General features: G+C 61.7%; 21 protein-coding genes. 4 read left to right on the forward strand and 17 right to left on the reverse strand.

The window, feature by feature from the left end:
- Positions 1–16 precede the first annotated feature (16 nt).
- Positions 17–781 carry a transcriptional regulator GlcC gene (gene glcC / locus LN047_RS27915; protein WP_056327127.1) on the reverse strand — a complete coding sequence of 255 codons (765 nt, stop codon included), beginning with the start codon at positions 779–781 and terminating at the stop codon, positions 17–19.
- 237 nt (positions 782–1,018) lie between these two features.
- Between glcC and LN047_RS27920 the strand changes: the two genes are divergently transcribed.
- The 3 genes from LN047_RS27920 (at position 1,019) to LN047_RS27930 (ending at position 5,066) form a co-directional block, all read left to right on the forward strand.
- Positions 1,019–3,193, forward strand: coding sequence for a malate synthase G (locus LN047_RS27920; RefSeq protein ID WP_373980799.1), 2,175 nt, complete (start codon positions 1,019–1,021; stop codon positions 3,191–3,193).
- Positions 3,194–3,351: 158 nt separating this feature from the next.
- The gene (locus LN047_RS27925) at positions 3,352–3,969 is read left to right on the forward strand and encodes a TetR/AcrR family transcriptional regulator (protein ID WP_373980800.1); all 618 of its coding nucleotides are present in this window, start codon (positions 3,352–3,354) and stop codon (positions 3,967–3,969) included.
- Positions 3,970–4,211: 242 nt separating this feature from the next.
- Positions 4,212–5,066, forward strand: a complete 855-nt coding sequence (locus tag LN047_RS27930) for a cysteine hydrolase (RefSeq protein ID WP_373980801.1) — start codon at positions 4,212–4,214, stop codon at positions 5,064–5,066.
- 97 nt (positions 5,067–5,163) lie between these two features.
- On the opposite strand, the gene LN047_RS27935 is transcribed toward LN047_RS27930, so the two are convergent.
- The 5 genes from LN047_RS27935 to LN047_RS27955 form a co-directional block, all read right to left on the reverse strand.
- Entirely contained in the window at positions 5,164–5,763 is a 600-nt protein-coding gene (locus LN047_RS27935; RefSeq protein WP_108696301.1) for a TetR/AcrR family transcriptional regulator, read from the reverse strand.
- A gap of 150 nt (positions 5,764–5,913) precedes the next feature.
- Positions 5,914–6,219, reverse strand: coding sequence for a DUF4148 domain-containing protein (locus LN047_RS27940; protein WP_056327117.1), 306 nt, complete (start codon positions 6,217–6,219; stop codon positions 5,914–5,916).
- Between the two features lie 83 nt (positions 6,220–6,302).
- Positions 6,303–6,608: a DUF4148 domain-containing protein gene (locus LN047_RS27945; RefSeq protein WP_152382986.1), complete on the reverse strand. Its 306-nt coding sequence runs from the start codon at positions 6,606–6,608 to the stop codon at positions 6,303–6,305.
- Between the two features lie 84 nt (positions 6,609–6,692).
- Entirely contained in the window at positions 6,693–6,998 is a 306-nt protein-coding gene (locus LN047_RS27950) for a DUF4148 domain-containing protein (protein ID WP_373980802.1), read from the reverse strand.
- A 302-nt stretch (positions 6,999–7,300) separates the two neighbouring features.
- Positions 7,301–8,467, reverse strand: a complete 1,167-nt coding sequence (locus LN047_RS27955) for a mandelate racemase/muconate lactonizing enzyme family protein (protein ID WP_056327112.1) — start codon at positions 8,465–8,467, stop codon at positions 7,301–7,303.
- A gap of 95 nt (positions 8,468–8,562) precedes the next feature.
- Between LN047_RS27955 and LN047_RS27960 the strand changes: the two genes are divergently transcribed.
- Positions 8,563–9,492, forward strand: coding sequence for a LysR family transcriptional regulator (locus tag LN047_RS27960; RefSeq protein ID WP_373980803.1), 930 nt, complete (start codon positions 8,563–8,565; stop codon positions 9,490–9,492).
- A 27-nt stretch (positions 9,493–9,519) separates the two neighbouring features.
- Here LN047_RS27960 and LN047_RS27965 read toward each other — a convergent pair whose 3' ends face one another.
- The 11 genes from LN047_RS27965 to ssb all read right to left on the reverse strand — a co-directional run bounded on the left by LN047_RS27965 (position 9,520) and on the right by ssb (position 20,730).
- Positions 9,520–10,701 (reverse strand): glycosyltransferase family 2 protein, encoded by a 1,182-nt coding sequence (locus LN047_RS27965; RefSeq protein WP_373980804.1) that lies wholly within the window; start codon positions 10,699–10,701, stop codon positions 9,520–9,522.
- Entirely contained in the window at positions 10,607–11,929 is a 1,323-nt protein-coding gene (locus LN047_RS27970; RefSeq protein ID WP_373980805.1) for an O-antigen ligase family protein, read from the reverse strand. The genes LN047_RS27965 and LN047_RS27970 overlap by 95 nt, the downstream gene beginning before the upstream one ends.
- The gene (locus tag LN047_RS27975; protein WP_373980806.1) at positions 11,926–13,371 is read right to left on the reverse strand and encodes a flippase; all 1,446 of its coding nucleotides are present in this window, start codon (positions 13,369–13,371) and stop codon (positions 11,926–11,928) included. The genes LN047_RS27970 and LN047_RS27975 overlap by 4 nt, the downstream gene beginning before the upstream one ends.
- Positions 13,372–13,507: 136 nt before the next feature.
- Positions 13,508–14,419 carry a hypothetical protein gene (locus LN047_RS27980; protein WP_373980807.1) on the reverse strand — a complete coding sequence of 304 codons (912 nt, stop codon included), beginning with the start codon at positions 14,417–14,419 and terminating at the stop codon, positions 13,508–13,510.
- Positions 14,420–14,818: 399 nt separating this feature from the next.
- Positions 14,819–15,316 (reverse strand): lysylphosphatidylglycerol synthase domain-containing protein, encoded by a 498-nt coding sequence (locus LN047_RS27985; protein WP_373982192.1) that lies wholly within the window; start codon positions 15,314–15,316, stop codon positions 14,819–14,821.
- 158 nt (positions 15,317–15,474) lie between these two features.
- Complete coding sequence (locus LN047_RS27990) at positions 15,475–17,025, reverse strand: AAA family ATPase (protein ID WP_179690674.1); 1,551 nt, start codon at positions 17,023–17,025, stop codon at positions 15,475–15,477.
- A gap of 9 nt (positions 17,026–17,034) precedes the next feature.
- Positions 17,035–17,610, reverse strand: a complete 576-nt coding sequence (locus LN047_RS27995) for a hypothetical protein (RefSeq protein ID WP_373980808.1) — start codon at positions 17,608–17,610, stop codon at positions 17,035–17,037.
- A complete protein-coding gene (locus LN047_RS28000) occupies positions 17,607–17,801 on the reverse strand; it encodes a hypothetical protein (protein WP_373980809.1) in 195 nt (64 codons plus the stop codon). Before LN047_RS28000 ends, LN047_RS27995 begins: the two co-directional genes overlap by 4 nt.
- A 3-nt stretch (positions 17,802–17,804) precedes the next feature.
- Complete coding sequence (locus LN047_RS28005; RefSeq protein WP_373980810.1) at positions 17,805–19,517, reverse strand: hypothetical protein; 1,713 nt, start codon at positions 19,515–19,517, stop codon at positions 17,805–17,807.
- Between the two features lie 12 nt (positions 19,518–19,529).
- Positions 19,530–20,021, reverse strand: coding sequence for a hypothetical protein (locus tag LN047_RS28010; RefSeq protein ID WP_373980811.1), 492 nt, complete (start codon positions 20,019–20,021; stop codon positions 19,530–19,532).
- 190 nt (positions 20,022–20,211) lie between these two features.
- On the reverse strand, positions 20,212–20,730 hold the full coding sequence (ssb, locus tag LN047_RS28015) for a single-stranded DNA-binding protein (RefSeq protein ID WP_062838810.1): 519 nt from the start codon (positions 20,728–20,730) through the stop codon (positions 20,212–20,214).
- Positions 20,731–20,740: the final 10 nt, after the last annotated feature.

Here is a 20,740-nt window from a genome sequence, read left to right on the forward strand (position 1 = left end):
TTTCGTGCGTGCGGCGTTACGTCCAGCCTTCCAGGCGCAGCGTCGCACGCACCAGGCGCTGCTCTTCCTGCTCGATGTCCGCCAGGCTCTGGCGCACGCTATCCACATGGTCCGCCGCCGCCTTGCGGGCCTGCTCGGGCTGGCGCCCGATCACGGCATTGAAAAGCCGCGTGTGCTGCCGGTCGATCTGCCGCTTTTCCGGTTCGCGGTGATACAGGTTGTTCACGCAGGCGAACACCGACCCCAGCAGCAGATCCGTCAGCGATTGCAGCGTATGCACCAGCACGGGATTGTGCGAGGCCTCGCAGATCGCCAGATGAAAGGCGTGATCCAGATGTGCATGGGTGGCGGTGTCGGTGGCGGCGCCCTGCGCGGACACCATCTCGTCATACCGGCGCCGGATCATGATGAAATCCGCCTCGGTTCCGCGAATGGCCGCCAGCCGCGCCGATTCGGCCTCCAGCAACGACCGCACTTCCAACAGGTCATACAGCGTGCGCGGCTGCGAATTGAACAGATGCATCAGCGGGCCGGCGTCCACCTTCGAGATTTGCGCCACGAACGAGCCCTTGCCTTGCGCGGTGTGGATGATCTCGCGCGCGCGCAGCAGCTTCAGGCCCTCGCGCAGCGCCGTGCGCGATACGCCCAGCTTTTCGGTCAGGCGCCGCTCGGACGGCAGGGCCTGTCCCGCCTTGAGTACGCCATCCAGAATCAGGCGCTCGATCCGTTCGGCGACTTCATCGGCCACCTGACGGGGCTTTTCTTCGATTTCCGCGTGCATGCAATCTCCGCACCAGTGGTATGACCATGCGCGGTCGACGCTTGCGCGGCTCGGCCTTGCCTCGGTAAGTTGCTGATATCAAACCACAAAAATCGGCGCTTCGCCTGACGACCGCCTCACAAACTGGTATGACCAGCTGGTTTTCGTATGGACATCGGGGCGGGCGCGGACGATGATGTCAGCACCCCTCACCCGGCGCGGCGCGCCGGTCTGCCTTACTTATCGCCAGAGATCCGCATGACTCAACGCATCCAGCACCACGGCCTGCAAGTGGCGGCCAATCTCAGTCAATTCATTGAACAGGAAGCGCTGCCCGGCTCCGGCCTGGATGCCGACGGCTTCTGGCAAGGCTTTGCAGCCCTGGTGCACGATCTGGCGCCGAAGAACCGGGCCTTGCTCGCCGAGCGCGACCGCCTGCAGGCCGAGCTCGACGCCTGGCACCGCGCCCATCCTGGTCCCATTACGGATCCGGCCGCCTACCGCAAGTTCCTTGAAGGCATCGGCTATCTGCTGCCGCAACCGGCCACCGTGCGCGCCACCACCGACAACGTGGACACCGAAATCTCGCAGCAGGCCGGCCCGCAGCTCGTCGTGCCGATGTCCAATCCTCGTTATGCGCTGAACGCCGCCAACGCGCGTTGGGGCAGCCTGTACGACGCCCTGTACGGCACCGACGCCATCCCCGCCACGCCCGGCGACACGGGCCGCGGCTACAACCCGGAACGCGGCGCCGCCGTCATCGCGCGCGCGCGCAGCTTCCTGGACACGGCCGCGCCGCTTGCGCAGGGCTCGCACGCCGATGCCAAGGGCTACACGGTCGAAGGCGGTGAGCTGCGCGTGGCGCTTGCCACCGGCGCAACCGGCCTCAAGTCCGGCGCGCAATTCGTCGGCTACCAGGGCGATGCGTCCGCCCCGACGGCCATCCTGCTCAAGAACAACGGCCTGCATTTCGAGATCCAGATCGACCGCGCCAGCACCATTGGCAGCACCGATGCGGCGGGCGTCAAGGACGTGGTGGTCGAAGCGGCGCTGACCACCATCATGGACTGCGAAGACTCGGTCGCCGCGGTCGACGCCGACGACAAGGTCCAGATCTATCGCAACTGGCTCGGCCTGATGAAGGGCGACCTGACCGAGGACGTCACCAAGGGCGGCAAGACCTTCACCCGCAAGCTCAACGCAGACCGCAACTACACGCGGCCGGACGGTTCGGCGCTGACGCTGCATGGCCGCTCGCTCATGTTCGTGCGCAACGTGGGCCATCTGATGACCAACCCGGCGGTGCTGGACCGCGACGGCCAGGAGATTCCCGAAGGCATCCTGGACGCCGTCGTCACCAGCCTGGCCGCGCTGCAGGACCGCCAGAACAAGCTCAATTCGCGCACGGGCTCGGTCTACATCGTCAAGCCCAAGATGCACGGCCCCGCCGAAGCCGCGTTCGCCAGCGAGCTCTTCGACCGCGTCGAAGACTTGATCCGCGTGCCGCGCAACACCCTGAAAATGGGCATCATGGACGAAGAGCGCCGCACCAGCGTCAACCTGAAGGCCTGCATCGAAGCCGCCGCCTCGCGCGTCGCCTTCATCAACACGGGCTTTCTGGACCGCACCGGCGACGAGATGCACTCGGGCATGGAAGCCGGCCCCATGATGCGCAAGGGCGACATGAAGTCCAGCGCATGGATCGCCGCCTACGAACGCAACAACGTGCTGGTCGGGCTGGACGCCGGCCTGCGCGGCCGCGCCCAGATCGGCAAGGGCATGTGGGCCATGCCCGACCTGATGGCCGCCATGCTCGAACAGAAGATCGCGCATCCCAAGGCGGGCGCCAATACCGCCTGGGTGCCCTCGCCCACGGCCGCCACGCTGCACGCGCTGCATTACCACCAGATCGACGTGCAGGCGGTCCAACAGGAACTCGAACGCACCCGGCTGGACAGCGTGCGCGACGAGCTTCTGAATGGCCTGCTCACCGTGCCGGTCGGCGATCCTTCCAAATGGTCCGCCGCCGACATCCAGCAAGAGCTGGACAACAACGTGCAAGGCATTCTCGGCTATGTGGTGCGCTGGATCGACCAGGGCGTGGGCTGCTCGAAGGTGCCCGACATCCACAACGTGGGGCTGATGGAAGACCGCGCCACGTTGCGCATCTCCAGCCAGCACATCGCCAACTGGCTGCGCCACGGCATCACGAACCGCGATCAGGTCATGGAGACCTTCAAGCGCATGGCCAAGATCGTCGACGGGCAGAATGCGGGCGATCCGCTCTACCAGCCGATGGCAGGCAACTTCGACACCTCGCTGGCGTTCAAGGCCGCATGCGCGCTGGTGTTCGAAGGGCTGACGCAGCCCAACGGCTACACCGAGCCGCTGCTGCACAAGTACCGCCTGGAGTACAAGGCCGCACGCGCCTGAGCCTGACCGTGCAGTGACCACGCCGGACGGCATTGCCGTCCGGCTTTTTTTCGGCTGACGCTGCCCACAAGGCCGGTCGCGCAAGCCGGATCTCACGCTAGCATCCGCCCCGAATTAAAGGTGGCGATCTTTTCGCACGATCGTGCTAAATTTCCGCCATGACAGCAAAAACCGAGAAAAGCGAACTCACCTTCGCGGCGATCGTGAACACGGCGCTCGACATGGCCGCCGCGCAAGGCATGGAAAGCCTTTCGCTGGGCCAGGTCGCCAAACGGCTCGGCATCAGCAAGAGCGGCGTGTTCTCGCGCGTCGGATCGCTGGAAGCCCTGCAGCAGGCGGTGCTGGATGAATACGACCGGCGCTTCGTCGAAGCCGTCTTCACGCCGGCCATGGCGTATCCGCGCGGTCTGCCGCGCCTGAATGCCCTGGTTTCGCTGTGGATCGACCGCGCCAGCAATGTCGAGACGCTTACCGGCTGCATCTACGTAGCCGGCGCATTTGAATACGACGACGTCGACTCCCCGCTACGCTCGGTGCTGGAACACAACCTGAAACGCTGGCGCGCCGCCATGGTGCGCACGGTGAACCAGGCGCTGGAGGCCGGGCATTTGCGTCCCGACACCGATCCGCAGCAGCTGGTGTTCGAGGTCTACAGCCTGATGATCGGCTTGATGCACGACGCCCGGTTCCTTCGCGACCCCAAGGCGCACGAGCGCGTGAGGGCAGGTTACGAACGCCTCATCTCCACGTACCGCAGCTTCAAGTACATCGAGTAGTCCCACTTCGCCGGCTCCGTCCCGGCATTTACTTTCGCTAAATTTCGCACGACCGTGCGAATCTTGACAGGAGCAGGCCATGTGGATTCTCATTCCGATAGGCGCATTAGGCGTATCCTCCGTCCTTTGGCGCCAGTGGCGCGCGCTGCTGCGCCAGTTGCCCGACCGCGCCGACCATCTTGTGCTGTTCTGAGGCCGGGCGCCCGGGAATACCGTCCGGTTTCCACTCCGCCCCACACACCATGACGCGCTCCATTCATCTGCTGATCGTCGACCCGCAAAACGATTTTTGCGACCTGCCCGACGCTTATCGGCCCACCGATCCCCTGACCGGATCGCCGGTCGAGCCCGCCCTGCCCATCGCAGGCGCGCACGCGGACATGCAGCGGCTGGCGCGCTTCATCGACGCCACCGCTCACGCGCTCTCGTCGATCACGGTCACACTCGATTCGCACCACCGGCTGGATATCGCGCACCCCACCTTTTGGCGCATGGGCAACGGCGACCCGGTGCCGGCCTTCACGCCGATCACGGCCGCTCAGTTGCGCGCGGGCGAATTCGTGCCACGACATGATGACGACGTGCCGCGCACCCTGAACTACCTGGACGAACTTGAAGCCCGCGGCCGTTACACCCTGATGGCGTGGCCGGTGCATTGCGAAATCGGCACCTGGGGCCACAACGTGCATGCCGACGTGCGCGCCGCCTACGGCCGCTGGGAGGAAGACCGCCAGTTCATCGTGCGCAAGGTGCCCAAAGGCGCCAACCCCTGGACGGAACACTACAGCGCACTGATGGCCGAGGTGCCGGACGCCGACGACCCGCGCAGCCAGCTCAACCGCGGCTTGCTGGATTCGCTGGACCGCGCGGATCTGATTCTTGTGGCGGGCGAAGCGGGCAGCCACTGCGTGAAGGCCACCGTCGAGCACCTGGCCGAGCATCTGCCCGGCGGCAATCTGTCGCGCATCGTGCTGCTGACCGACTGCATGAGTCCGGTCGCGGGTTTTGCCAACGCGCAGGCCGGTTTTCTGCATCGCATGCGGGATCTTGGCGTGCAGCAACGCACCAGTACCGACATGGCGCGCGCGTTGGCGTAGAACCGCTGCTACGAGACCCGCGGGCCCAATGGCAACGGCCGCCTGCAAGCGCAAGGCGGCCGTGAATCCGTGAAAGGCGGGTGCCGAAGCACAACGTTCAGGCTGCGTGTCCCGTCGTCTTGCCTTCGCATTCGACGTAAAGCGCGCTGATTGCTTCGCACAGCGCCGGCGGCTGCTGAAACAGTCGCGACACCAGCAGGCAGCCCTGGATCGTCGCGAACACGGCGCGCCCCGCGGCTTCGGGCGTTCCGGAAAACTTCAGCGTGCCCTGCGCCGCGCCTTCGGCCAGCACGCGGGCCAACCACGCTTCGTGCGCGCGGAAAAATCCCTGCAACGCGCCGCGGACCCGCTCGGACAGGCTCATCACGTCGGCGGCCAGCATGCCGCCCAGACAGAGTTCACCGGAACCGCAAGCGGCCGATTCCATCATCGAGAGGTATTTCTCAAGCTGCGCCTGCGCCGGCAGCGTGGTATCGATTCCACGCACCGCGCCAAGTGCGCGCGTGCTGTAGGCTTCGACGGCTTCGTAAAGCAGGTCGTCCTTGCCCGGAAAGTAGTAGTGGATGCTGGACGTCTTCACGCCCACATGCTCAGCCAGGTCGCGGTAGCTGAAGCCATTGCATCCGCGCATGCGGATCAGCTTCTCGGCATGCGCCAGAAGCAATTCGCGAGTGGTGTTGGAAGTCGGGGTATCCATGGCTGCATATTACCTACTAATAGGTCGGCTCGTCATTGGGACGGTCCCTGATCGGTATTGCCGAGAGGGCCGCTCAAGCCGCCGACAGTGCCAGCGAACCCCGGCCGGGAATGATCCCGTTCCCGGGGTCCGCTTCGATTGCCATCTGCTTCAGCCTTGCACGGGCGGGTAGTCCAGTTCGCCGCCGTCGGTCAGGCCTTGGGCGCGGGCGGCGGCCAGTTCCTGCTTCACTTGGGCACGGGTCTTGTCGCCGGCGTGGGCATACGCAGTGGCGGCGTAGCCTTCTTCGCCCGACACCAGTTCACCGTTGGCGCGTGCGGCGGCCAGTTCTTGCTGCACCTGAGCGCGCGTCACCGTACTTTGCGTGTTCAAGGCAGGCGGGTAGTCCAGTTCGCCAGCTTGGGCGGCGCCGATGAAGGAGGCGGACAGGATCAGGGCGGATACGAGGGTCTTCATGAGAATGCTCCAGTCAGTGTGAGTTGCTATATCGAAGTTGGTTATTGCTATCTAGTTGTAGATAGGTAAGCGGTCGGAAAAAATCAGCCTTGAACGGGCGGGTAGTCCAGTTCGCCGCTTTCGGTCAGGCCTTGAGCCCGGGCGGCAGCCAGTTCCTGCTTCACTTGGGCGCGGGTCTTGTCACCGGCAAAAGCGATCGGGGCGGCGGCGTAGCCTTCTTCGCCGAACACCAGTTCGCCGTTGGCACGGGCGGCGGCCAGTTCTTGCTGCACTTGAGCCCGGGTCACGGTGCTTTGGGTGTTCAGTTCGGGCGGGTAGTCCAGTTCGCCGGCTTGGGCGGCGCCGATGAAGGAAGCGGACAGGATCAGGGCGGATACGAGGGTCTTCATGAGAATGCTCCAGTCAATGTGAGTTGCTGCGTCGAAGTTGGGTTACAGCTATCTAGTTATAGATAGATAAGCGGTCGAAAAAAATCAGCCTTGAACGGGCGGGTAGTCCAGTTCGCCGCTGTCGGTCAGGCCTTGGGCGCGGGCGGCAGCCAGTTCTTGCTTCACTTGGGCGCGGGGCTTGTCACCGGCGAAAGCGATCGGGGCGGCGGCGTAGCCTTCTTCACCAAACGCCAGCTCGCCGTTGGCACGGGCAGCGGCCAGTTCTTGCTGGACTTGAGCGCGGGTCACCGTGCTGTGCGTGTCCAGGGCAGGCGGGTAGTCCAGTTCGCCGGCTTGAGCGGCACCGATGAACGAAGCGGAAAGAATCAGGGCGGATACGAGGGTCTTCATGGTCAATCTCCGAGATAAGTTAAAGTGTGCGTTTCAGTTAGCTATCTACTTGTAGGTAGATGTCGAGCGAAATAAAAAAGCGGACCTACTGTATTTCTGGGTTCGGCGCCGGGCGGTTTTGTTGGGTGCGCTGCGTCGATGGATGAATCTTACCTACTACTAGATAGACAGCGCAAGCGGTTTAAGTGAAACAATTTATTTCTTGGGGCGAATTGGCAACACAGCTTGTAGGGACCCGGCGGCACGCAACGCTGCCGCCGGGCCGCCCGGCGACTCAGCCAACGGAGCCGCCCCACCCTGCGTCACGCCGACAGTGCGCGCATGACGGCATACAGATCCGACTTGCCCTCAAAGCCGATGCCAGGCAGATCGGGCATCGTCACATGGCCAGCTTCCACCTTCACGCCATCTGGAAACCCGCCGAACGGCTGGAACAGATCCGGATAACTTTCATTGCCGCCAAGCCCCAGGCCCGCCGCGATGTTCAACGACATCTGGTGCCCGCCATGCGGCACGCACCGGCTGGCAGACCAGCCGTGCTGACGAAGCATCGCCAATGTGCGCAGATACTCCACCAGCCCGTAACTGAGCGCGCAATCGAACTGCAGATAGTCGCGGTCCGCGCGCATGCCGCCGTAGCGGATCAGGTTGCGGGCATCCTGCATCGAAAAGAGGTTTTCGCCCGTCGCCATGGGCTTGTCGTAGTAGTTGCGCAGCGTCGCCTGAAGCTCGAAGTCCAGCGGGTCGCCGGCCTCCTCGTACCAGAAGAGATCGTACTGGGACAGCGCCTTGGCGTATGCAATCGCCGTGTCCAGATCGAACCGCCCGTTCGCGTCGACAGCCAGCTTCTGGCCGTCCTGCAGCACGCTGAGCACCGAGTCGATCCGGCGCAGGTCTTCGTCCAGCGATGCACCGCCGATCTTCTTTTTCACGACCGTATAGCCGCGGTCCAGATAGCTGCGCATCTCATCCTTGAGCTTGGCGTGGTCCTGTCCCGGATGGTAGTACCCGCCTGCCGCATACACGAACACCCGACGGTCGGGCTGGCCATTGCCATAGCGTTCGGCCAGCAACTGAAATAGCGGCTTGCCTTCAATCTTTGCGACTGCATCCCACACGGCCATGTCGATGGTGCCGATCGCGACCGATCGCTCGCCGTGGCCGCCGGGCTTCTCGTTCCTGAACATCGCATCCCAGACCTTGTGCGGGTCCAGGTTGCGCCCCGTGGCATCCGCGAGCGAATCCGGGTCCGCCTCCAGCACGCGCGGGATGAAGCGCTCGCGCATCAGCTTGCCCTGGCCATAGCGGCCGTTGGAGTTGAACCCGTAACCGACCACCGGCTTGCCGTCGCGGATCACGTCGGTGATCACCGCGACCAGGCTCAGCGTCATCTTGCTGAAATCGATGTAGGCGTTGCGGATAGGTGAACTGATGGGCAGGGTCTGCTCGCGGATATCGACGATTCTCATGGCTTGTCTCCAGTTGGGGCGCATCGTGAATCGATAGATTAGTGGCGCATCCCTGCCCTAGAATTCACCCAAGTTCATTTGATTATTAACTTCCAGTGAAAGCGGACCTTGCCTCAGAGCTGCAATTCTTTGTGCTGATCGCGCGGCTGGGCAGCCTGTCCGCGGCGGCGCGGCAGCTGGACCTGACGCCTCCCGCGGCCACCAAGCGGCTCGCGCTGATGGAAAAGCGCCTCGGCGTGCGGCTGGTCAACCGCACAACGCGCAGCATCAGTCTGACCAATGAAGGCGAAACCTATCTGACCTACGCGGCTCGGATCCTTGCCGACCTGCGGGAAATGGAGGACGTGGTGTCGAGCAGCAGCGCGCAACCGCGCGGCCTTATCCGGGTCAATGCCACGCTGGGTTTCGGCCGCACGACCATCGCGCCGCTGGTCTCGGACTTTGCAAGGCGCTATCCGCCGGTCCAGGTCGAACTGGAGGTGACCGACCGTCCCATGGACCTGGTGGAAGGCGGCTTCGACCTGGCCATCCGCTTCGGCGAACTCCCCGACAAGCGTCTTGCCGCGCGGCGCATCATGACCAATCGCCGCTTTCTTTGCGCCTCGCCTCACTACCTGAAGGCGCACGGCACGCCCGCCACCCTTGCCGACCTCGCTCATCACCAATGCATTCTTCACCGGCAAAACGACGAAGCGCACGGCGTCTGGCGCTTCACGCATCAAGGCGGGGTGGAAGTGGTGAAGGTCGAAGGCGGGCTTTCCAGCAACGACGGTGACATCGTTCTGGGCTGGGCCCTGGACGGCCACGGCATCTTGATCCGGTCGGAATGGGATCTGGCCAAATACCTGGAAAGCGGCCGGCTGCGGGTGGTGTTGCCCGATTTCGCGCTGCCGTCGGCCGACCTGTTCGTCTACTATCCGCAGCGCCGCAATCAGACGGCCCGCGCGCGCGCCTTCATTGATTTTCTGGTGCAGGCCTTTCTCCCGGCCGGCGCCCCACCGACGCCGGCGCCCGGAAAAAAGTAGCCGCCGCCACTGGCAGCGTCCGGTGCGTCAGCGCTTGACCGCCTTGTCCCAGCTCCAATGACGGCCCGCCATGTGCGCCTTGAGCACCGCCGGCGTCTGAGCCACCGTATCGATGGCACCGGTATATTCCCGCCCGCCGGCAACCGTGGGACGCAATGCCCGGCGCAGTAGCCTGACGAGCCGCTGGCGGCGATAACGCCTTTTCTCGAATGCCACTTTCTTAAGGAAATCAGAGCGCGGCATGCCGACGATACCCGCGGCCAGCGGAATCGCCTGCTCAATCTCAGAAGCGTACTCGCCGTGCAACGTCTGGCACACGGCGATCAACCGAGCGAAATTGAATCGCGACACCTCGGCCGGGGATATTTTTGCAATGGTCTCCAGCGCCGCATGCGCCCAGACGGTTTCAACGGAAAAAAAGCGCGGCACCCCTTCCGTCCAACCGGCGCTTACGAACGCCTTGGTTTGCGATTCGACTCCCAGCTTTCCCTTGTGCTGATTCATGGCGCTGCGGCCCGTATTGCTACCGCCCGATGCACCAGGAATGGTCAGGGGATAGTCGATCTCCACGAACCGGCCACCGCACAGCGCCAAGCCGATCGCGCCGGACACATCGGGGCTGGATCCATGGAAAAAGGCGCCAGACAGCGCTTTCATTTTTTCGAGCAGGCTGCGCCGCACGATCCCGTGGTAGATCTTTGGAAGGCCATCCGTTCCCTGGGCGGCATTCAACAAGGCTGCGGACAGGCTGTCGGATGACTCGCGAACAACCACGGGTCCGATCCGGCTCGGCAGATACAACCTGCCGGCGTGCCCCGCGCCAAAAATCTTGGACCTGAAATCCGGCCACACATAATTCGACATGACCTTCGGCGCGATAACGTCGATCTGATTTTCCTTGGCCCACCGCGCCGCCAGCAACGCGTCTTCCGTGATGGTGTCGTCGTCGCCGATCAGGCAGACAAACTCTCCGGAGGCGGCGCCGATCACATTATTGTGATTCCCGGTCATATCCAGCTTTTCTGCGGGCCGCAAATATTTGAACCGGGGGTCATCGCAGGGCGGATTATCACCCTGGCGAACCAACTCTTCGAGCAGTCCGTCTGTACTGGTGTCACTGACAACCAGTTCCAGGCTGCGATCCCCGATGGCCAGTATGGAGCGAACCGCATGAATCGCATACTTGGAGCGATTGTGCGTGGGAATCACAACGGATAGCAATATTTCCATTTTCTGAATAACTTATCGCAATTATCATCAGTCTTCCCGAGCCGGCGGGGAGGGCGTGTGTCAGTGCCAGAATCAACATGAATACAAGCAACACTTCGAATGCTGCCGAACCCACCAGGGGCTCGAACAGGGAAAACACCAGCAGTACAACAAAAACCACGCGCAGATAGCGGAACCACGGCGACGTCTGCTCTGCCCGGACCAGGTGCCTATAGATTAGCCGCAAGTACCATCCATACAATACGGCCCCGAATAGTCCGTAATTCAGAAGCAGCTGGAGGATGGAGTTATGCGTCCCCCAGACGTCCTCGATGCCCGGGTTGGCCTCGATGAACGTCCGGAATGTATTGGGGCCAATGCCAAACCAAGGGTGCTGAAGCCAAAGGTCGAAGCTGAACGCCCACAGCAACATGCGATTTACCGCGGAGCTCAGTTCGCTGGCAAACGGCCCACCATAGTCACGAAGCTGGTTTTGACCATCAATCGAAAAAAATAGAATCGCCAACGCGAATCCGACCACTGGCACGACCCACACGAGCCACAGCAGCCGCTTCCTGTCCATCAGTAGCGCAACGAGGTACAACGCCAATATGATGGCACCGCCGCGGGACATCGTGCACAAAATGGCGATCGCAAAAAGCCACCGCAGCACGCGCATTCTAGCCGAAGCAAGTGCAAACAAAAATACGAGAAAGGCGGCAAGATAATTCGATCTGCCAAGCGGCGTCGCGATAAACAACTTACGCGCGTAATAATCGCCCGGACTATACGCAGCGATGTAGAACAGCACGATGACGGTAAGTGCCAGCACGACGCCGCCGGCCAGCATCATGCGCACGATCCAATCCTGCTTGATGAACTGGTGAAACTGCGCGTAAAAAATCAACGTGCAAATTGCATAGATCATCGGCAAGGCGCCGGCGGCCGCCCGCATATGTGCGCCCTCGGGTGTCATCGCCACGCCAACCGCCCCAAAAACTACCGCTCCCGCCAGCAATATGGCGGGCGCGGGAATCACAATCCGGGGAAGCGCAATTGCCGTGAGCAGCAGCGGCAGGACAATGAATAATCCCATCGGCACAGTCATCGTGCTTACGCCAACGGGCACCTGTATATCGCCGACGAACAACAGAAAGAACGGAAGCAGGATGACAAACAACGCAAGCCGCGTGTCGAAACGGTAAGGCAACGCCATATCCTGAGTCATGCCCTGCTCCCACGGCCGAAACGCGCGCTGCCGCGCATAGCAATCAACAGCACCAATGCGACAACCGCAACCAGCCAGGCGGCACGGACGGATGGACTTGGCACGAGCGCTCCCACGAATCCCACTACTGCCAGGCCTGAAACCGAAAGGAGCCGGAGTTTCGCACTGGTGAACATCGAACGGTTCAGCACAAGCTTGACGCCCCAGAACATCAAAATGGCGTCAACCGCGACACGGAGAAACCACGCGATGGCGGCCCCTGTCAGGCCATAATTCCGCGCGAGAAGAAGCAACGCTCCCAGAAATAGCGGCACCTCGATCAGATGAAATATGGCAGTCAAATGCGATTTTCCGGCCCCTTGAATGACGGTGAAGGGTATTTGAGCAATACAGGTAATAAACATGCCAGCCGAGAATATCTGCAGCAGCACATAGCTTTGCGACGCAAAGGATTCACCCACCCACAACGTCAAAAGCTCTTTCGCAAAAATCGCGATGGCCACCGTAATGGGCAACAGGGTCAGGAAAATCCAGCCCACTGCCTTGTTTATCAACGGCATTACCGCTTTGTCCTGCCGGGCAATCTGCGCCGCCAAAGCCGGGAATAACACGGCCGTCAAGGCGCCAGGCAGGATCGACAATTTGGTGATCAACTCTTGCGGCGTAACATAATAAGCAACGGCGGCCGACGAGATGACAGCGCCCACAATGAATCGATCAGCGTAACTCATGACGGGGCTGACGATATTGCTGATTGTCATCCAACCCCCTGAACTGCATAGCGGCCGAATCAGTGACTTGTCGAACTTGAAGGGCCCCACATCGTCCGGCAGGTAGCGCTTCGCGTACCACGCATGCAAGGCGCACGTCACCACGCGCCCACCGGCCAGAACCATCGTTATCACGTCCAGCCGGGGCGGGCCATAAAGCACCACGGCCAGAGGCCCCAAAAAGGTCAACAGGCCCATCGGCAGCCTGATCAGATTGATGACCGCGAATGCGTGCCTGGCCTCCAGAATCCCTCGAAAGCCCGCAGTCAACACGACAGCGGGCATGGCCAGCGCCATGATCCAGATGGCATTGAGCACTTCCGCCTGGTCCGGCACGGCGCTGATGAATCCCAGCCCCCAGGGGCCCACCGCAGCCATCAATGCGCCCGCAACGATGCTGAAAAGCGCAATCACTGCGATAGCGGTAACCACCAGGGCGCCCACGCGCCGCCGCTCCTTGCCTTCGAGCATCACCGCAAGATGCTGCGTCAACGCACGGCCGAGTCCCAAGTCAAACAGGCTCAAGTAGCTGACGATTGCCCAGATCAGCGTCAACAGCCCAAATCGGGCATCCCCCAACTCGCGGATGAGAACCGGAATGCTGAATACTGCGGTGAGTAGCGGAAGCCCCAGGCCGAGCAGGTTGTAAACGGAATGTCGGATTAATTTCACGGATAGACCAAAGGAAGTTTCCGTAACATAAAGGACGCTCTAGGGCTGACATTCGAAGCCCTTCCAGGCAATCTTCGCTGCTACGAGCCCACAAGCCGTCAAGGATGCCGCGGGCGCCGCGTCAAGACGTCAATTGCTACTTCAAAAGAACAAAACGCGTCTTGCCTCGAATAACCAAAAAGATGAAGCCGCACAAAATCCCCAGCAACATCGCGGGAGGCAGCAGATTTCTCAGTCTTGGAGCTACCGGCTGCACAAGAATTTCGGCTTGGGCGACATCCGCCGAATAGTGTCCCGCCAAAGCAATGCGATCATCCAACTCGTCTATGGATCGGCGCAATATTCCGATCATCAGTTCGCTCTGGGAAATTTCGGCTCTTAATTGCGGAGCAAGCCAGAGCGACACATCAGGATCGCCCCGCACAACGTAGTTGTACTTGCGGCCCAAGCTCTCAAATTTTCTTCCCTCCGCCGCGACCTCGCCATCATATTTATTACGTAAGTCAATCAGCGCTTCCAGGCGCGCGTCCATCACCTTGTCGTGAGACGCGCGTACCTGCTTTTCAATTGCGTTGACATAGGCCTGCAGCTGGTGGTGCGAATATCCCAGGTAATCCACTCTAAGCAGTTGGGTGCCGGGAATCGGCCTTACAGTCAGCGACTCACGAAAGAGTTTAGCGTCGCGCGATGCGCCGCCAGCCTGGCCGGGCGACGCAGCATTTGCCGACGACACCACCGCGTCAACGAATTCGTGGCTTTTTATCCACTCCGAGGTCAGCGAGACCTGTTCAAGCAATTCGGGTTTTAGCTCGTGCCCTGCTCTGACATCACCGACGCGGACGATAAGAATCGTCGGCCATTTCTTCGGCACGACAAAATAAGCCGCAATGCCGCAGGCGACTCCAAACACCGCAGCGATTGCCAGTGCTTTCCAGTTACAGAATAAACGCCGCCAAAAAATATCCCGTTGATAATCGCCAAGCGGCGTCGCCGGCGCTTCAGCGCCGTTATCCGGGGCCGCGGCGTTCATCAAGTTATTGTCGCCCACTATCGATGTTCCTTTTTCGCAGCATTTTAGGCCAGTAACGGACCATTTTTTCAGAACAATCGGTTGACCGCCGAAGAGGCTATCAGAGAGTCACGTCCGGGGCAAGCGGCAGCGCACGTTTCAAACGGATGAAAAACCGGGGTGCGCTTAAATCAACGGGTGGAGTCAAACTCCGATTTTCATATTGTTACCAATACCAACGAACCTTTGCGATAATTGCCAAAAAACTCTTGAAAGGGCTTGCGCAATTCATGAGCGATTCAGTTGTTACAGACCAATTTCATTTATTCGGGAGATTTTCAAACCGCTAAATAAAAAAAGCGCCTTCTATGGAGGCGCATCTTGGGGTACCCACGCCTATTGCCAAATTGAAAAGCGCAGGAATGCGTGCGAATGCTGTCATTTCACCGGCAGCAGATCCCGATGCTGCGACAACCGGGCCAGCAGGCCGCCCGGGATGTTTACCAGGAACATGCCCAGGCGAAACGTCAGATAGATGGTCGCAAATGGACCAACCATCCCGGACAATTCCTCGACCACTTCCGCGAACGCGACCTCGCCCACACCCAGTCCACCAGGAGTGATGGGTATTGCGGAAAACAAATTACCAAACACGCCAGCCACTGCCGCGACCAACGGGTCCGGGCCAAAGGGAAAAATCTTTGCGATGAGGACGATACTAAGCGCAACCAACGCGCTAGCGGCAACCGATATCACCGCACAGAATAACAATTCAAGCCATTTCGTCTTGTACACACTGGCATTCTGGCGAAATATGCGTGCATATTCGACCAACCGGGCAGGCAAGAACCTGCCCAGATTAAAAAATCTGGCCGCCCCGAATGCAATCAGCGTCGCGATCCCGTCTGCACAAGCTGCAATGAAGATCCATTCAATCCTTCAAAATAGGAAGCGGCCTTTGCTCCTTCATCCGAAGGCATGACGAGATACACACTGAGCAGACAGGCTGCGGCTAACATTGGGGGGCGTTCCTTCCCCAATTGCCATCCTGCTTTTCTTGACCCCAGCGCCCCAAGGCGCTCCTTTCGTCGCGATCAGCCCAACACTTGCCGGCGTGGCCGAGTGGGCGCGATGGCCGTGCCGATGGGTTGTCCAGACGCCGGCACAGCGCGTTCGCGGCCCCACGCGCGAATGCTCTCGATCTGCTCCGGCGCGGTCTTCGACAGCGGCACCACGTTGCGGAAGCTATCTCGAAACAGATCGGGCGTGGCGGCGGCATCACCGTTCAGATAGGCCTCCTTCACGACCTCGCGCACGGCGGCTTCCAGGTCGGAGCCCGCAAAGCCGTCGGACAGTTCCACCAGCTCTTCCATCAAGGCCTGCGGCTGCGCGGCCTTCAAGCCGCGCTTGACGTAGATGTCGATGATTTCGAGCCGCTCCTGAGGGGTGGGCAGATCCACGAAAAACAGCTCGTCAAACCGGCCCCGGCGCAACAGCTCTGGCGGCAGCTTGGAGACGTCGTTGGCGGTGGCGACCACGAAAACGCGCGCGCGCGCCTCCTGAAGCCAATAGAGAAACTGGCCGACCAGACGCGTCGATGTGCCACCGTCGCCGGAACCTTGCGCTCCTGCCAGCCCCTTCTCGATTTCGTCGATCCAAAGAATGCAGGGCGACACATGGTCAGCCGTTGCAAGTGCATCCTTCAAGCGCGACTCGCTTTGTCCGAGGTATTGACCGTGAATGGTGGACAGGTCCAATCGATACAGTGGCAGGCTCCAGCTGGCGGCGATAGCCTTGGCAGAGAGCGATTTGCCGCAACCTGGCACCCCCACCAGCAATACCCCGCGCGGCGGCCGGATGCCACGCTCGCGCAAATCGGCAGTGAGGAGCGGGCGCTCCTTGTCGAGCCATGCTTTGAGTCCGCCGAGCCCGCCTACGCTCAATTCAGTGCCCCGGACCGTCACCCGCTCGATGCCGCTGATGTCCGCAAAAATTCGATCCTTCGCATGCATGAGTTCGACCATGTCGCTCTTCGCAATGCGGCCGTTCGCCAACAGCGTGGCGATAATGTTTTCGGCCTCGATGCGCGAAATACCCGCGAGGATAGCGGCCGCCCGGCGCTCGTCATCGCTATCCCACTCGATCTCGAAGTGGCCGCGATAAGCCTCAAGCGTGTCATGAATGATGGCGTACATCTCGTCCTCGCTGGGCGCGGACAGCGTCAGAGCCATGCCGGCACGCTGCAATTGCCCCCACACGGGCTTTGTTGTGATGACGACAACCACGCCGCTATGCTCGGCGGCCAGCATCACGACGTCGAGCAGGTGCCGCGCGGACGCGGTGTCGTCTTCGATGTCCGAGATTTCAGTCAGCACGCACGACAGGTTCTGACGCTGCGCGAACTGCTGGCTGGCAAAGTCCACGGCGCCGGTGACCGAACGGTCCTCATTCACGCTGCGACCCGTAGTCAGCTCGCGTGTTCCTTGCGACAGGGTGTGCACGTACACGGGCGCATTGAGTGGCGCCACCACCTCTCGCAGGAGCTCAAGCACCCGGCTGCGCTCGGCGCTTCGGATAGAAATGAAGGGGATGCGGGCCTTGAGATAGCGCGTCAGCGTGGCTTTGAACTCGGTCGTGTCGCTCATGGGTCGATGTCAGAGAATGATGTTGCGCCGGCGCACGCCGGCTTGCGTGAGAGGCGCTTGCGCGGAGGCCATGACCGTCTTTGCGGCGGGCACCTCGGCGGATGGGTCCGGTGTGGCAGGCTCGTAGCGGGGCAGCGGATTGTTGCGCAGCAGCACCAATAGGCGTCCACTTCGGTCTCCTTTGGCGCTGTCCTCCAACGACTGCTGCGCGCGCTGCGCAAACTTGCGCACTTCGTCGGTGAGGTGGCTGCGAAGCGTGTCGGGAAATATCTCGACCTGCGCCACGCGATGCAGGAAGGTCAGGCACGTGCGCGCGTTCAGAATGGCGCGCACGACCAGGTTTTCGTCGCCGCCGATACGCAGATCGCGAGTCAGGTGTTCTGAGCAACGCGTCAAGCGAGCGTTGAACTCGCCGGCCAGACGCTGAGAGAACAGGGTAATCACCGCGCCGCTGGCATTGAGCTCTCCTGCACGCATGGCCTCCAGGCACGCCTCATCCTCGAGGCCCTCGGCCAGGCGGTCCAGGCAGGCGGACCATTGCGCATAGCTGCGCGGTGTTTCGATAAGCGCGGACGCGGCGCTCACTTGACGCGGCGAATGAAGGGCGTGGCAGGCAGGAGATCCCACGCGGGCAGCGCGCCGGCCAGCGCGTCGCGCGTATCGGCAGGCGCGGCGGCCGTCGCCGGGCCCGTGGCAGGCGCGTTAACCGGTTCAGCGGCAGGTACGGCGTCGGGCTCGAGCGTGGGGCCGGGAGAAATCTGGCGGATCATCATCATTCCTTATGCCTTGAGCATGACGCGGCGTACCGAATCATGGGAGGAGAGTACATGCTGTTCTGGGCTGATGCCCTCCAGCAGTTGGGTCACGCGAGCCGAAACGTCGTCCCGGATCGCAATATCGCGTCGCAGCTCAACGACCTCGGCCAAGCAGGCGCGTAGCGCATCGCCAGCCTGTTGACGCAATTTGGCGTAATGTGCTTTCACCTGCGCCCGTTTGGCCTCCATCTGCCGGTGAGAGAGGTAAGCCCACAGGAGGCCGGCGCCGCCCAGCAGCAGAGGCACAATACCCGCGCTGACGGCCCCCAAAATGAGCGCCGCGCTAAGCGCCACGCCCAACCAGTGTTTGGCGCTGAACTTAATGACCGCCAAATCCCGGGCTTGGCGTGCGGCAATTTCATCTTCCAGACTGCGCAGCAGATCGGCCTCGTTCGCGCCATCCTGCGTGACGCCTTGCCAGCCTTCGATCTCAAGGTGGACGTCCGCCGGTACCGCCATGCGCGCCTTGGCGGTTACATCCGCATGGCCGTCCAGAATCCAGTCTCGCGAGTGAGCCACGGCAAAGCGTTGGGTAGCGCGCGTCACGTGGGACACCTCCGGGTGCATGGCGGCGTTGGTCAGAAGCTGAGTGAAATCGACCTCTTCGTCCAACGCGGCGCTCTGCAGGTCAAAGCGATTCTGCGCCGCGCGGCGGTCGCCGCCTTCCTCGATAATCAGGCGGCACAGCTCTTCCTGGCGGCGCAGGGGCAACTCTTCGTCATCGAAGCGCGTGACCAGCTTGCTCAGCAGATCATCAACTGCCACGAGCACGCTGGCGGCGGGCCGGATTTCGCCCTGGAAGACGCCTTCAAAATGCGCCAGCACAGCCGCATGCATGGCTACACCATTGATTGCCTGGTTCAGCTCGGGCCAGGTGGGGCTCATGCGCTTGAGGTGTGAATAGCGGTTGCCGTGATCGTCATTCGGCGCCTTCGACAACAACGCGCGTCCCCATTGCGTGCGCTGCGCTTCCACGAAGCCAGCCTGGGCCGACAGCTCGTCAATCCAATCGGTGATGCGCTTGCTGCAATGCAGGGCAACATCGGCGCCGAACACGCCGTTGGCGAGCGCGTCCACCATGATCACCGTCTGACGATCGAGCTTGAACGGATTTTGCAGGCCGAAATAGCGGTCCAGCCACGTGCGATTGAGCTCGTTGCGACCGGCCCGGCGGGCGATCAGCGCAAAAAACAGTGATGTCTTTTCGTCGTCACGGCGTATGGCTTCGGCAAGCGCGCGTTCCGCGAGGGCACGGTTATCGCCCAGCCAGGCGGACAGGGCCACCAGCGCCGGAGCCAGCCAGTAGCGCGGCGCGGAAATCATGAGTTCTTCGGTGGCGCTGCGCAGCGTTTCCGTGCGCACAAGCTGGATATCGGAGGCCTGAAGAATGCCGGTTGCTTGGCGCCGCACGACCCCGTAATACTCATAGGTGGTGTCCAATTCCTGGCGCACTTTCACTTGGCGCGTCTCGGCCAGCGCAAGCTCCTTGGCCTTGAGGTCGGACGCCACGAAATCGGCGAACGCCTGCTCGAGTCGAGACAGCTCTTCCCGGGTCTGATTCAGTTCGCGGCCCACCGAACCCACCTGGTCCGACACCGTGCCAATATCGCCCTGCAAATTTCGCAGCGACCCGAGGATGTTGCTCAGGTCCGCGGTCTGGATAATGCGCTCTGCCATATGTCTTGATGCTCAGTTGTCGATGATGGCGGTCTGACCATTGCCGCCCACGGCGATCAACTTGTCGGTATAGACCTCTATAAAGGTGTAGTGGCCGCTACAAGCCAGCGACCGCGCGCGCTCCATGCCTTGCGGCAACGATTCGCCACGCTTGAAATGCTGGATGATGCTTCCGGTGGCGTCCAAGGTATGCACCTCGTACGGCGCACCCAAGAAACACTTGGCGATGATCCCCAGCGGCCAGGCGTCGATCTGCACATCCGGAAATTCCGCGCGGATCGCCTCCATGAGTGCCTCGGTGGCGGCCTTGCCGTGCACGTGGCCGCCGGCATCAAGCCGGGTCATTGCCTCGACATAGGCGGATGAGCGTTTTTTACGCAAGCGCGCCTGCAGCGCAAGAGGGCTCAGGCGGGAACGCGCTGCGGTATTAACGCTCACTTGGGTGTTGAGCGCGACTTTAGGGCTTGCCGCCCCAAGGATGGAACGCACCATTTCGACGAACAAGGCCAGAGCGGCCCCGATGCAAAAAATTGTGACGGATCGGATCTTATCCTGTTCTGGCGCACATTTTCATTGAGAACACGCGTCCAAACCTGCCTCAGCCAAGCAGAATGGATGGAGGCTTGCAGGGCGCTATTGAAGCGCGCAACAAAAAGCCCACCAAGACGGTGGGCTTTCGAAGCATTGCTGGTGATCAAAAGGGAATATCGTCGTCCATGTCCGCCAGATTGGCGCCGCTGCTGGCCGGGGCCGCTGCGGGAGCCGCCGGGCGCTGCTGGGGCGCGGGGCGCTGCGCCGGGGCGGCGCGTTGCTGGCGCGGGGCGTCATCGTAGCCGCCACCGCCGCCGTAGCTGCCGCCACCGCCGCCGCCGTCTTCGCGGCCGCCCAGCATTTGCATCTGGTCAGCGACGATTTCGGTGCTGTACCGGTCGGCGCCGGTGTCCTTATCTTGCCACTTGCGCGTCTTGAGGCGGCCTTCGATGTAGACCGAGCGGCCCTTCTTCAGGTATTCGCCGGCGATTTCAGCCAGGCGGTTGTACATGACGACGCGGTGCCATTCGGTTTCTTCGCGCTTTTCGCCGCTGGCCTTGTCCTTCCAGGACGAGGTCGTGGCGATCGACATGTTGCAGATTGCCGCCCCGTCGGGGCTGTAGCGGACTTCCGGGTCGCGACCCAGATTGCCCACGAGTATGACTTTGTTAACCGATGCCATGCCGATGTCC

This window comes from Achromobacter sp. JD417 (assembly GCF_041879325.1).
Classification (GTDB): Bacteria; Pseudomonadota; Gammaproteobacteria; order Burkholderiales; family Burkholderiaceae_B; genus Achromobacter; species Achromobacter mucicolens.

Coding starts and splice junctions, on each gene's coding strand:
- LN047_RS27950 (WP_373980802.1), bottom strand. CDS start 6,998: ATGAAGACCCTCGTATCCGCCCTGATTCTTTCCGCTTCGTTCATCGGT.
- glcC (WP_056327127.1), bottom strand. CDS start 781: ATGCACGCGGAAATCGAAGAAAAGCCCCGTCAGGTGGCCGATGAAGTC.
- LN047_RS27945 (WP_152382986.1), bottom strand. CDS start 6,608: ATGAAGACCCTCGTATCCGCCCTGATCCTGTCCGCTTCCTTCATCGGC.
- LN047_RS27930 (WP_373980801.1), top strand. CDS start 4,212: ATGACGCGCTCCATTCATCTGCTGATCGTCGACCCGCAAAACGATTTT.
- LN047_RS27920 (WP_373980799.1), top strand. CDS start 1,019: ATGACTCAACGCATCCAGCACCACGGCCTGCAAGTGGCGGCCAATCTC.
- LN047_RS27940 (WP_056327117.1), bottom strand. CDS start 6,219: ATGAAGACCCTCGTATCCGCCCTGATCCTGTCCGCCTCCTTCATCGGC.
- LN047_RS28000 (WP_373980809.1), bottom strand. CDS start 17,801: ATGATGATGATCCGCCAGATTTCTCCCGGCCCCACGCTCGAGCCCGAC.
- LN047_RS27935 (WP_108696301.1), bottom strand. CDS start 5,763: ATGGATACCCCGACTTCCAACACCACTCGCGAATTGCTTCTGGCGCAT.
- LN047_RS27955 (WP_056327112.1), bottom strand. CDS start 8,467: ATGAGAATCGTCGATATCCGCGAGCAGACCCTGCCCATCAGTTCACCT.
- LN047_RS27990 (WP_179690674.1), bottom strand. CDS start 17,025: ATGAGCGACACGACCGAGTTCAAAGCCACGCTGACGCGCTATCTCAAG.
- LN047_RS28005 (WP_373980810.1), bottom strand. CDS start 19,517: ATGGCAGAGCGCATTATCCAGACCGCGGACCTGAGCAACATCCTCGGG.
- ssb (WP_062838810.1), bottom strand. CDS start 20,730: ATGGCATCGGTTAACAAAGTCATACTCGTGGGCAATCTGGGTCGCGAC.
- LN047_RS27970 (WP_373980805.1), bottom strand. CDS start 11,929: ATGACTCAGGATATGGCGTTGCCTTACCGTTTCGACACGCGGCTTGCG.
- LN047_RS27925 (WP_373980800.1), top strand. CDS start 3,352: ATGACAGCAAAAACCGAGAAAAGCGAACTCACCTTCGCGGCGATCGTG.